At 57.4% G+C, this 12871-nt stretch carries 9 protein-coding genes and 1 tRNA gene; 5 read left to right on the top strand and 5 right to left on the bottom strand.

All coding sequences use genetic code 11. The annotated features are described in order from the left end of the window. Window position 1 precedes the first annotated feature (1 nt). Window positions 2-1198: an acyl-CoA dehydrogenase family protein gene (locus ABD720_RS12675; RefSeq protein ID WP_344763698.1), complete on the top strand. Its 1197-nt coding sequence runs from the start codon at window positions 2-4 to the stop codon at window positions 1196-1198. Between the two features lies 1 nt (window position 1199). Continuing rightward, the gene (locus ABD720_RS12670; protein WP_344763697.1) at window positions 1200-2327 is read left to right on the top strand and encodes an acyl-CoA dehydrogenase family protein; all 1128 of its coding nucleotides are present in this window, start codon (window positions 1200-1202) and stop codon (window positions 2325-2327) included. Between the two features lie 41 nt (window positions 2328-2368). On the opposite strand, the gene ABD720_RS12665 is transcribed toward ABD720_RS12670, so the two are convergent. After that, complete coding sequence (locus ABD720_RS12665) at window positions 2369-4330, bottom strand: APC family permease (RefSeq protein WP_425547976.1); 1962 nt, start codon at window positions 4328-4330, stop codon at window positions 2369-2371. A gap of 134 nt (window positions 4331-4464) precedes the next feature. Between ABD720_RS12665 and ABD720_RS12660 the strand changes: the two genes are divergently transcribed. Then, a tRNA-Leu gene (locus tag ABD720_RS12660) sits at window positions 4465-4549 on the top strand. 268 nt (window positions 4550-4817) lie between these two features. After that, complete coding sequence (locus ABD720_RS12655; protein ID WP_344763696.1) at window positions 4818-5723, top strand: 5'-nucleotidase; 906 nt, start codon at window positions 4818-4820, stop codon at window positions 5721-5723. Window positions 5724-5827: 104 nt separating this feature from the next. On the opposite strand, the gene ABD720_RS12650 is transcribed toward ABD720_RS12655, so the two are convergent. Continuing rightward, window positions 5828-8140: an NADP-dependent malic enzyme gene (locus tag ABD720_RS12650; RefSeq protein ID WP_344763759.1), complete on the bottom strand. Its 2313-nt coding sequence runs from the start codon at window positions 8138-8140 to the stop codon at window positions 5828-5830. A 250-nt stretch (window positions 8141-8390) separates the two neighbouring features. On the opposite strand from ABD720_RS12650, the gene ABD720_RS12645 reads away from it, so the two are divergent. Next, window positions 8391-9593, top strand: a complete 1203-nt coding sequence (locus tag ABD720_RS12645) for an FAD-dependent oxidoreductase (protein ID WP_344763695.1) — start codon at window positions 8391-8393, stop codon at window positions 9591-9593. A 24-nt stretch (window positions 9594-9617) separates the two neighbouring features. On the opposite strand, the gene sctC is transcribed toward ABD720_RS12645, so the two are convergent. From sctC to ABD720_RS12630, 3 genes are all read right to left on the bottom strand, one after another. After that, window positions 9618-11747: a type III secretion system outer membrane ring subunit SctC gene (gene sctC / locus ABD720_RS12640; protein WP_344763694.1), complete on the bottom strand. Its 2130-nt coding sequence runs from the start codon at window positions 11745-11747 to the stop codon at window positions 9618-9620. A 64-nt stretch (window positions 11748-11811) separates the two neighbouring features. Beyond that, complete coding sequence (locus ABD720_RS12635) at window positions 11812-12219, bottom strand: hypothetical protein (RefSeq protein ID WP_344763693.1); 408 nt, start codon at window positions 12217-12219, stop codon at window positions 11812-11814. Window positions 12220-12228: 9 nt separating this feature from the next. Further along, window positions 12229-12456, bottom strand: a complete 228-nt coding sequence (locus ABD720_RS12630) for a hypothetical protein (protein WP_344763692.1) — start codon at window positions 12454-12456, stop codon at window positions 12229-12231. Window positions 12457-12871 lie beyond the last annotated feature (415 nt).

Below are 12871 nucleotides of genomic sequence, written 5' to 3'. Positions count from 1 at the left end.
CATGGATCTGAATTTCAGCAACGACGAGCAAGCATTCCGTTTGGAGGTACGCAATTTCATTGTGCACAATCTGCCTGCGGATATCCGGCAAAAGGTCACGCAGGGCTGGATCCTCGGGCGTGACGATTACCTGCGCTGGCAGCACCTGCTGCATGCGCAGGGCTGGGGCGCGCCATCATGGCCGCAGGCCTTTGGCGGCACGGGCTGGAATGCCACGCAACAGTATATTTTCGAAGAAGAATCGGCTGCCGCCGGTGCGCCGCGGGCAGTGCCGTTCGGCCTGAAAATGGTCGCGCCGGTGCTGATGCAGTTCGGCTCGCCAGCGCAACAGCAACGCCATCTGCCAAAAATTCTGGCAGGCCAGGAGTGGTGGTGCCAGGGCTATTCCGAACCGGGCGCGGGCTCCGACCTGGCATCGGTGAAGACCAGTGCGGTGCGCGATGGCGATGCGTATGTGGTGAATGGCCAGAAAACCTGGACCACGCTGGGCCAGTACGCCGACTGGATTTTTTGCCTGGTGCGCACCGATCCGGAGGTCAAGCCGCAACGCGGGATTTCATTCCTGTTGATCGACATGACATCGCCCGGCATCACGGTGCGTCCGATCATTACGATGGATGGCGCCCACGAGGTCAATGAAGTCTGGTTCGACAATGTGCGCGTCCCCGTCGACAACCTGGTCGGCACCGAAAATCAGGGCTGGACCTACGCCAAATTCCTGCTGGGCCACGAGCGCACCAACATCGCCGGCATCGGTATCGCCAAGCGCGAACTGGCGCGACTCAAACGTGTCGCAGGCCGGCAAATGAAGCACGGCAAACCGCTGCTGCAAGACCCGCTGTTCGGTGCGCGCGTGGCCCAGATCGAGATCGACCTGATGGCACTGGAGATCACCAACCTGCGCGTGCTGGCGGCCGAATCCGAACGTCGCACGCCGGGTCCGGAAGCGTCGATCCTGAAGATCAAGGGCACCGAAATCCAGCAGGCGATTACCGAATTGCTGACGCAAGCCGTTGGTCCGTATGCGCTGCCACTGCGACGCGATGCGATGGCCAGCGGTTTCGACGGCGAGGCAGTCGGACCCGAAGATGCTACGGCACTCGCTGCCAGCTATCTCAACATGCGCAAGCTGTCGATCTACGGCGGCTCGAACGAAATTCAAAAGAACATCATCGCGCAGATGATTCTGGGACTCTGACATGGACTTTACTTTTACCGACGAGCAGAACATGCTGCTCGATACGACTCGCCGCTTTGTCGGCAAGGACTACGACTTCGCCACACGCAGGGAGATCAAGGATGGCGCCGCGCACGGATTGAGCCCGGCCGTCTGGCAAGGTTTTGCCGACCTCGGCTTGCTCGGATTGCTGGTGCCCGAAGCCGACGACGGACTCGGCGGCAGCACCATCGACACGATGCTGGTGATGACGGTGATGGGCGAGGCACTGGTGCTGGAACCGTACCTGGCCAGCGCAGTGCTGGCGACCACGCTCGTAGCGCGCCTGGGCAACCCGACGCAGCGCGCGCACCTGTTGCCGGCACTGATGGCAGGAGAGTTGATTGCGGTACCGGCACTCGATGAAGCCGGCAGCCGTTTCGACTGGCGCGAGATCGCGACACACGCCACAGTCGACGGTGACGGCTTTGTGCTGCACGGTCACAAGTGCCTGGTCGTGCATGCTGCCTCGGCGCAGTTGCTGCTGGTCAGCGCACGCATGCCGGATGGCCGGCTCGGCGTGATCGGCATACCGCGCGATACCGCCGGCGTCCGGCTGGTGTCGTATCAGACCGTCGATGGCGTGCCCGCCAGCGAGGTGTTTCTGGTCAACGTGAAGGTGGCACGGGATGCCATGCTGAGCAGCGGCGACGCCGAATCGGCACTCTCCGACGTACGCGATCTCGGCCTCGCCGCCGTGTGCGCTGAAGCAGTGGGCATCGTCGACAAACTGCTCGCCGCCACCGTCGCCTACGCGCGCGATCGCCAGCAATTTGGCGTGCCCATCGGAAAATTCCAGGCCCTGCAACACCGCATGGCCGACATGGTCCTGCACATCGAACAGGCACGCTCGATGAGCTATCTGGCAGCAGTCCGGTGTACCGATCCGGATCTGGCGCTACGAGCACATGCCCTGTCGGCTGCCAAGGTCGTGATCGGCCAGGCCTGCCGCTTTGTCGGGCAACAGGCGGTACAACTGTTTGGCGGAATGGGCGTGACCGATGAGCTGATCGTCAGTCATTATTTCAAGCGACTGATGGCGATCGAACTGCAGTTTGGCAGTACCGACCAGCATCTGGAAGCCTTCGCAGCGCAATTGGTCAGCGCCTGATTGCAGGCCCTGCATTGCCCTTCCGAAAACCCTGAATGCCGCTATACCTTCATCGGCAGAATCACCATTTGCAAGCCGTCAAAATGCAGGCGCCGCTGGATCGCCAGCGCGGCCTGATTGTGCAGCAGGCGTATGAACCAGTTGTCGGCTTCGAAGATGAGCTTGCTGGTGAAGAAAATGGCGTTCGGATATTCCTTGCTGATTGACGCGCACAGGGTCGTCACTTCATTGACGACATCCGTCCCGAAGCCTAGATAGGACGCCGAAGCCATCCCGTGGCTGTGACAAAAATCAACGAAGAACTTCAGCGTCGCCTCGGCCTCTACCCGCATCAATTCGACCGCACCTTCGCCACCGTACGCATGCGAATCCACCGTGCGCGCATTGACGAAAATGAAGTTCTTGAAATGCCCCGGAAACATGCGCTGGACCCACAGCAGGGCGTGCAATCCGCCGCCACGCGAGGTGCCGACAATGAACACGGCAGTCTGGTCATCCGGGTTCGGCAACACCGGCCCCACTTGCGGACCGAATGGCTGGTTGGCAAACACCTGATCGACTGACCGGATCGCTTCCTTGGTTTGGCTGTAATGGTTGCGGATGTAAATACACAGCGCGGCGATGGCGGCAATAATGACTGCAGTGGCCCATCCGCCGTCCGTAAATTTCTCGATTAGCAGCACCACCAGAATGCTGGCGCAAATAACAAACCCCACCAGCGACAACAGGAAACGGCGCAGCCAGTGATCAAGTTCCTTGCGATGACGCCACCAGTACAGGCACAGGCCGAAGAGCGAGATGGCAAACGTCAGGAACACCGAAATCGAATACAGCACCACCAGCAGCGTGACGCTACCCCGGGTCCAGAACAGGATGGCCAGCGCCGCCACACCCATCACCAGAATGCCGTTTTGTGTCACCAGCCGGGTCGACAGGTAACGGAATTTATGCGGCACCCAGGAGTCCGCCGCCATGTTCGACAACACCGCTGGCCCACCCAGAAAACCGGTGTTGGCTGCCACGAACAGTAGCCCAGCCTCGAACGCCAGCACCACGATCAACACGATCCGGCTGGTCCAGTCACCGAGCCTGAGACTGTCGATGATGGCCTTGAACGTGGTCGCATTCAGGGTCTGTCCTTCGACCGGTCGTGCATCCCACAGCAGGTACAGCAGGATGATGCCGCTGGCCGTGAAGGCCAGCGAGAGTGCCATGTAGAACATCGTCATCTTGCCGGTATGGACGCGTGGCTCGGCCAGGATATTGACGTTATTGGAGACCGCCTCCAGACCTGTGTAGGTACCACCGCCTTGCGAGTACGCCAGCAACAACATCCCGGACACCGCGATCCAGCCGATATTACCGGCCAGCTGTGTCGTCTCGGCCAGCGTATTCGGTATCAACCCGGGCAGATTATCGGCATGGGCAACGATGCCATACACGATCAGGAATAAGTGCGTGACCACAAAGCCCAGAAAAATCGGCAACAGAATTTTGATCGCCTCTTTCATCCCGCGTAAATTCAGTACGATCAGCATGCCGATCACCAGCACTTCGGCCCACAATTTGTAGGCATGAAACCCGAGTGGCAGCAACGACGCCACCGCCTCCACACCAGCCGCCACCGAAATCGCCACCGTCAGCACATAGTCGAGAATCAGCGCGCACCCGGCCACCAATCCCATGTAGGGGCCTACCAGCCTGGATGCCACCCGATAACCGCCTCCACCGGTAGGAAACAGCTCGATCACCTGGTTGTATGCCAGCGCGATGATGAACACCGTCAGCGCGGTCGCAATCGCCATGTACAACCCGAGATGGGTGTGTTGGCCGAGCGCACGGAAGGTTTCCTCCGGACCGTAGGCCGACGACGACAAGCCATCCGCGCCGAGCCCGACCCAGGCCAGGAACGCCACCAGTGCCAGCGAATGCCGGGTCTCGCTTTTCAGCGGATCGAGCGCTTTGCCCAGGACGATTTCACGAATTTTTTTGAAACGCATCATTGTTAGCAGCCGCAGTGCACGGCAGGGTGAAATACACAGGAATCATAACCGCGAAGGCGACGGAGCAACCACACAATCAATGCGCTTGCGTGGTTGCTCCGCGCGGGTTAATCGGACATAATGCTGCCTGCGTCGCCCGAGTGATGGAATTGGTAGACGTAGCGGACTCAAAATCCGCCGCCGCAAGGCGTGCCGGTTCAAGTCCGGCCTCGGGCACCAGGATTTCAGCAAAAAGCGCAGACTTGTTCTGCGCTTTTTGCATTTCCTCTCTAAAATCCCCACCCCTTGAATTTCAACTCTCTACGCTGAATTCGGCGCCGCGAATTCTCTGCAAGAATCCCGCGCCCAGTGCTCACCGTGAAAAGGATGCGGTTTTTTAATCTGCTGCCAGCGACAGTCCCGGCAAAATCATCCGGCGTCGATATACTGGGCTTCGCTAACATCCCGATCATCATGCCAGCCGACCACAACGAAGCGACCAATCACCATGCCCGTATCACTGGACCATCTGCTCGTCGTCGGGATTTCTTCCCGTGCGCTCTTCGATCTGGAAGTTGAGGAAACCTTGTTTCAGGAACAAGGACTGGAAGCCTATCGCCAGCATCAGCTGGATCATGAGGACCAGGTTCTCAAACTGGGCGCGGGTTTTGCGCTGGTGCGGGCACTGCTGAAACTCAACGCGCTGACCCATAACCAGCGCTTTGTGGAGGTCGTGATCATGTCGCGCAACTCGTCCGAAACCTCGATGCGTATTTTCAACTCGATCGCTCATTACGACCTCGACATTACCCGTGCAGTGCTGTCGGGTGGCGCACCGCTGTCGCCATATTTGCGTGCATTCAATGTCAGCCTGTTCCTGTCACTGCATGAAGACGATGTGCAGGCAGCGGTGGACTCGGGCGTGGCGGGTGCACTGCTGTATCAGAAACCTGAAAATTTACTGGAAGAACTGGACCAGATCCGGATTGCTTTCGATGGCGATGCGGTTATTTTTTCCGATGAATCGGAGCGGATTTTCCAGACACAGGGCATTGAGGCATTCGAACGGCACGAGCGGGAAAATGCACTGAAGCCGTTACCCGAAGGTCCGTTTGCACGCCTGTTGAAGGCGCTGTCATTCATCCAGAATAATTTCAAGGCGACCAACGGAAAGCCGCAGCCAATTCGAACCGCGCTGGTGACAGCGCGCTCGTCTCCGGCACACGAGCGCGTCATCAGGACATTGCGGGCCTGGGACGTGACGATCGATGAGACATTTTTCATGGGAGGGGTCGCGAAGTCGGATGTGCTGGCGGCGTTCAAGCCGCATATGTTTTTCGATGACCAGCCGGGTCATTGCGACCGGGCATCGACGGTTGTACCGACCGGACGCGTACCGCTCAAGTTGCTCTGAATTTCGGCTCGGCGATGGCTCTGCGTTGCCCATGAAAAAAGCCGCCTGCCAGATTGGCAGACGGCTTTCAGTCCATCAGTGCGCCCGAAGCCTAGCGTTACCTGTCAGCGCTGGGCAATGGCATCCACCACGCACAATGCGGTCATGTTGACGATCCGGCGCACGGTCGCTGACGGGGTCAGGATGTGCACTGGCTTGGCGCAACCGAGCAAGATCGGACCAATCGCAATACCGTTACCCGCCGCCACCTTGAGCAGGTTGTAGGCGATATTGGCGGCGTCCATGTTCGGCATGACGAGCAAGTTGGCGTCGCCGGTCAACGGCGAGTCCGGCATCATCTTGTTGCGCAGCTTGGTGTCGAGCGCAGCATCGCCATGCATCTCGCCATCAATTTCGAGGCCCGGCGCGTCGCGCTGGATGATGGCAAGGGCCGCACGCATTTTCCTGGCCGATTCGCTGTTGCTGGAACCGAAGCTGGAATGCGACAGCAGCGCGGCACGTGGCAACAAGCCAAAGCGCTTCATCTCTTCTGCAGCAAGAATCGTGATCTCGGCCAGTTGCTCGGCGGTCGGATTTTCGTTGACGTGGGTGTCGACGAGTACCAGCTGGCGGTCCGGCAGGATCAGGCCGTTCATCGCGGCATAGACGTTCACGCCTTCGCGCTTGCCCAGTACCTGGTCGATGTAATGCAAGTGCAGCGCGGTGGTGCCGAAGGTGCCGCAGATCATACCGTCGGCATGATTCTTGTGGATCATCATCGCGCCGATCAGCGAATGGCGGCGACGCATTTCCAGCTTGGCCCACTGCTCGGTGACACCTTTACGGACAGTCATTGCGAGGTAGGTCTGCCAGAAATCGCGGTACCGATCGTCCTGATCCGGATTGATGACTTCAAAATCGATATGCGGTTTCAGGCGCAGGCCGAACTTTTCAATGCGCTGCTCCAGCACCGCCGGACGACCGACCAGGATCGGTTTGGCCAGGCGCTCGTCGACGACGACCTGTACTGCGCGCAAAACGCGTTCTTCTTCACCTTCGGCGAACACGATGCGCTTGAGTTCGTCGGGGGCGTTCTTGGCCAGCTGGAACAGCGGCTTCATGAACGTGCCGCTGTGGTAGACGAACTGCTGCAGGCGGTCGCGGTAGGCATCCATGTCCACGATCGGACGTGCTGCGACACCCGAGTCCGCAGCGGCCTTGGCGACCGCTGGCGCAATCTTCATCATCAGGCGCGGATCGAACGGTTTCGGGATCAGGTATTCACGACCAAAGCTGAGATTGGCAATGCCGTAGGTCGTCGCAACGATATCGGACTGCTCGGCCTGCGCCAGCTCGGCGATGGCATGGACCGACGCGATTTCCATTTCACGCGTGATGGTAGTGGCGCCGCAATCGAGCGCGCCGCGGAAAATATACGGAAAGCACAGGACGTTGTTGACCTGGTTCGGATAGTCCGAACGGCCAGTGGCGATGATCGCATCGCCGCGTACTGCCATGACTTCTTCCGGCAGGATTTCCGGTGTCGGATTGGCCAGTGCAAACACCAGCGGGTTGACCGCCATGCCCTTGACCATGTCTTGCTTGAGGACGCCACCGGCTGACAGACCGAGGAAGATGTCGGCGCCGGGCATCACATCGGCCAGCGTGCGTGCATCGGTGACCTGCGCAAAACGCGACTTGTCCGGGTCCATCAGTTCAACCCGGCCTTCGTAGACGACGCCGGCCAGGTCGGTGACGAAAATGTTCTTGATCGGGAATCCGAGATCGACGATCAGGTCGAGGCAAGCCAGCGCTGCGGCGCCCGCGCCACTGACGACCAGTTTGCAGTTGGCGATATCCTTGCCGACCACCTTCAATCCGTTCAGGATGGCGGCGCCAACGATGATGGCGGTGCCGTGCTGGTCATCGTGGAAGACCGGAATTTTCATGCGGTCGCGCAGTTTGCGCTCGATGTAAAAACATTCCGGCGCTTTGATGTCTTCGAGGTTGATGCCGCCGAATGTGGGCTCCAGCGAGGCGATGATGTCGCACAGCTTGTCCGGATCGAGTTCGTTGATTTCGATGTCGAAGACGTCGATGCCGGCGAATTTCTTGAACAGCACGCCCTTGCCTTCCATCACCGGTTTTGACGCCAGCGGTCCGATATTGCCCAGTCCGAGCACGGCGGTGCCGTTGGTGATGACAGCGACCAGGTTGCCACGCGCGGTGTAGCGGAACGCATTGGCGGGATCGGCGACGATTTCTTCGCAAGCAGCAGCGACACCGGGCGAATAGGCCAGGGCCAGGTCGCGCTGGTTGGTGAGTTGTTTGGTGGGGGTGACGCTGATTTTTCCGGGAGTGGGAAACTCGTGGTATTCGAGAGCTGCCTGGCGTAGTTGCTGGCGAATCTCTTCTTTTTTCTCGATCATCGAATCCATCTCTGCAGCCTTCCTGTTGAGTTTCATAACGTGGTCTTGGATTTTAGCAGAGCAGGAAGCCCGTTTTGATAGGTATTTGTACCAAGGGAGCCTTCCAAAAGTGATAGATGACCCTCTTCCGGAAGCGCAGTGGTCGCCGACAACGATCCGACGAATATCGACAATCAATTTCTGTCAGGTTACTAAAATTGGTATTCTGCGGTCTTGTCGGTAGCGTTGCTGCACAACCTCTTCCTGAACCAATGAACCAATGAACCCTGTCATCATTATCGGCGCCGGCCTTGCCGGCTACACGCTCGCACGCGAATTTCGCAAGCTCGACAACGTGTCTCCACTCACGATCATTACGTCAGACAGCGGCGGCTTCTATTCAAAGCCCATGCTGTCGAATGCCTACGCTCAGGGGAAATCGGCCAGTCAACTGGTCAGCCAGACCAGGGAGCAAATGGCGACGCAACTCGATGCAACGATTCTTGCCAAAACACGCGTCAACGCAATCGATCCCGCGCGCAAGTGCGTCAATACAGATCAGGGCGAGATGGCCTACGAACAGTGTGTGATTGCGGTGGGCGCACAACCTATCCGCTTGGCGATTCCCGGCAATGCCGCTACAGGGATACTGGCCGTCAATCACATCGACGACTATGCGGCGTTTCGCTTGCGGTGTGAGCGCGACCAGAGCGGCAAGGGAATCCGTATCGCCATATTGGGCGCCGGACTGATCGGATGCGAGTTCGCTGACGATCTGACCGGCGGCGGGCATCGGGTCACGCTGATTGATCCCAATACCTTGCCGCTGGCAGCACTGGCATCTCCTGCGCTCTCACGCGGACTGCAGTCGGCGCTGGAGAACAAAGGGGTGAAGCTGATGCTGGGAACTACCGCCTCGTCAGTCGACCAGGCTGATCGCGCGATTCGGGTTAGCCTGGCCAATGGCAGCAGTATCGATGTGGATCTGGTGTTATCAGCAGTCGGCTTGCGGCCGGATGTGGCACTGGCAGCTGCAGCCGGCTTGCAAGTTCATCGCGGCATCGTGGTCGATTCATTTGGTCGCACAACCGCACCTGCTATCTATGCGCTGGGTGACTGCGCAGAATACACGGCAGGTAACATGGCGATGGGTCAGATCTTGCCGTACATCGCTCCACTGATGACCGCCGCCCGCGCAATTGCCAGGACGCTCTCTGGAACACCGACTGTCATTGATCTGAAGCCCTCGCCGGTTCTCGTCAAGACACCAAGTTATCCGCTGGCGCTGGTTGCACCCGCGCCGCAGGAGGTGGCTTCAGGACACTGGATCGAGACGTCTGGCGGTGTGCAGACCATTGCTCGTTTTTATGATCGACATGGCGTCATGACCGGATTTGGTGTTGCCCCGCAGGATGCGGCAACGCGTCAGCAATTGATGGCAGCGCTCGGGACACCGGCAACTAGCTCGCCGGGAAGCAATTGAGGTCCGTTCCGCACTGATAAAAAGTCATTGCCGGTAGCGAAGCATCAGTACCGGCTGTTTCTTTTTTTTTGCAGTTCGGTTGTCCGTCACACTCGGCTCCGTAACCGTGTCGTACGTACGCTGTGGCACATTCGGCATCGCCTCGTTGGAAGCGATTACCTGGCTGACTTGCGCTCGGGTAAGGGTTTCCAGCACATTATCTGGCGCTGGGCCCCTGCCCGATGCAGGCTTCCGTGATGAAGGAGTGACGGCTGCATCAGGAACAACCGTTTCCACTACCGAGTTACGTACCGGGGGCAATACCGGAGCTAACTGATTTTTTTTTTGCGGAACCGCCTGCGATGCTTTCTCTGCTTCCAGAATCTCGCGGGCCTTTGCTGCAATCGCCGACTGCCTGTTTGCCTGTATGCCGGTGAGGCCGGAAATGCGCGGCGTGATCAGGAACAGGCGCTCACGGTTACTGACACTATCGGAATTATTCTGGAACAGGCCACCGAAGAGCGGAATATCGCCGAGAACTGGAATTTTTTGCCGGTTTTGTGTTTTTGCTTCCGAGTGGTAACCGCCGATGAGCAAAGTATGTTGTGGCTCGATGATCGCCTGCGTCGTAATGGTGGACCGTGTGACGTTGGTACTTGATGCAGCGTCGGCGGAAAAAGCGCCATCTTCAATATTGATGTCGAGCCGCACCCGTGTCAGGGCACCTTCACGCACAATGCGCGGCGTCACCTTCAGCATCGTACCGACATTGACATTGGCAAGATCGACGACACGCTCACCAACCAGTGGCAGGTAGCGGCTCTGGCTGAGATCCAGAACGGCCGCGATGTTTTCCAGTGTGGAAATCGTTGGCTTTGCCAGGACACGGGCGTCTCCCTTGTTTTCCATCGCCGTCAGCCGAGCGTAGAAATTAGCCGCATTCTTGATCATGAGCGTCGAACCCGAGATCGGCAAAGACGCGCCAAGTGAGTTTGTCGACGTGCCATTGAACGTGGCACTAATGTTGCCGGCATTGAAGCCCCATTCGGCACCGAGGGCATTGAGCTGACTCCGGTCGATGTCGACAATCAGTGCTTCGATCTCGATTTGCTGCGGTTCGATATCCAGCTCGGTAATGAGCGCCTGGTACATCGCCCGCTTGTTGCCACTGTCGTAAATGATGATCGCGTTAAGGGATTGATCTGCATCGATTTTCACGCCCTGGCTTTTTTGTTTTGAAGAACGTTTGGAGTCCTCCTGATCGCCATCGTCGCCATTCGAATGAGCACCGCCGTTGTAGTCGCGGGCCTGGGACAGCAGAGTGCGGCTGGACTCGCCATTACCCTGGCTGGACGACAGTTCTCTGGCGCTGCCGCGACCTGATTTCCCGAGACGCGACCGTTTGTCGCTGGACGATGTGAATTCGTTCTGACCGGAAAAGTTTTGTGGAGAGGAAGTATTCAGTAATCCCGACAAGATAGTCTTCACACCCGGAATCACGTTGTCGCCCTGGCCGCGGGTGCTGATCGTACGATCCGTTGCACTGGCGTATTTGAGCCGAAACACCATCAATTGTTTTTCGGTCCCACCGGTTTTTTTTGCTTCTCCCGTTGGCAGCAGTGTTTCACGCACCAGTTCGACATATTGACGCGGACCGCTGACGAGCACGGTGCCTTCATCCGGCATTTCCCCCCAACCGAATCGGGCATCGAATAAACCCAATCCGATGAGCGCTGCCTTGGCATCCTGTACGGCATCCTCTCCGACCTGAATGCGCATGGATGTCGCATCATTTGACCGGACGACATACAACGTGTCGTTGTACACAAACCATTTGAAGGCGTGCTTCGCTGACAACCTATCGAGAAACTCGGCGCCATTTGTTGCTTGAAACCGCCCTTGCAAAGTGACATCCGCAGGAATTGAGTTGAGCAACTTGACGCCGTATGTTGCACTGAATTCCTTGAGAACTCCATTGAGCGTCATGCCTGTTGCATTGATGGCAAAGCCGGTGGCTTTCCAGCTCGTGGGTACAGCGGCGGTCGCGATTGGCACAGAGGTCAGTGAAAGCATTAGCGTCAATAGCACTGACAGTCCACAGCGACGAAATACATTGACCGATTTGTCTGATCCGGCAGGCTGGATCCTTCGGACGAACTTTTGTGCGCGGTTCATAAAGCATCCTTTGAGCGATAAATGACAGAACAACGCGGTCAAACCAGCAAGCGCACGGTGAAGTTCAACGTGAAAGCAACGCTCTGAACCGCAATTCCTCCTTGGATCGGGAAGTGACTTTTGGCGATTCAGTAGTGGATCCCAAAAGGGATTGGCAGAGGTCTAGCTGATTGAGTAGTTGTTCAAGGGCTGGCTCTGCCGCTTGCCATGAATGTACATTCGGTAGCCAGTGAGTCAGCAGGACGCGGTTACCGGAACCATCAACCGCGATACCCGCGTCAAACAACAGCGCCCAGGAAAAACCTTGTTCGAGAAGTGTCTGCAATGCCTGCGGCGAGGATTTCGCACCTAGTTCAGCCGACAACACAGCGCCACCAGGAAACAGCTTCAGACAAATCTTCGCTCCGTCAAATTCGGTAATCCGATTGATGGACAAACTGCTCAAGACGTTATGAAGTTGCGCCTCAGTCATGACCGTTGCTCAATGCGACTCGCTCATGACTGTTTTTTTGGCCTTCTCATGCAATTTTAGCGTGGCATCCATCGCCTGCTGTGTAATCTGGCGCTTTTGAATCAGCGCGAAAAATTCGGCCGGGTCCGGCTCTTCACCATGCATCGCACTATCGAAATGATGATCAAGTTTTTCGTTGGCATCGTCGTAACGTGTATTGAGTCTTCGTAATACTGGATTTACGTCATTAGCAGCCATGTCAGCCTCGGGAAGTAGGTGTTCGGTTTTTCGGGTGCTCTTCCATGAGTCGCAACAAGCTTGCTTTAGTTCAAATTAAACAAGAAGTCGTTGCTTGATCGTCCGTGCAAGACCGAATCGTCGCTATCAGAAATACAAAAATTACTTTTGCGTTTTTCAACGGAAGGTGTCGAGCCAGTATCCGTTTTACAGTACCGGCCTGCCCACACTGCAAGCGTTGAAGTGAACCGGGAGGTCTCAGCTCGGTGAAGGTTTGTTCGTAGCGTATGTCTTAACGCTAAGGATTCGGTCCAAGGTTCGACGGTGAGGGATGCTGGAGCTTTATCTCGCAAGAATCAGCAGATTGGTGGTAAGCGCCTCACGAGCAACGTCTTGACCAGTGCTACTTTTAACGAATACGAGATTTAGCGCGAAG

This window comes from Actimicrobium antarcticum (genome assembly GCF_039536745.1).
Lineage (GTDB): Bacteria > Pseudomonadota > Gammaproteobacteria > Burkholderiales > Burkholderiaceae_D > Actimicrobium > Actimicrobium antarcticum.
This window is presented reverse-complemented; position numbering and strand designations above follow the sequence as displayed.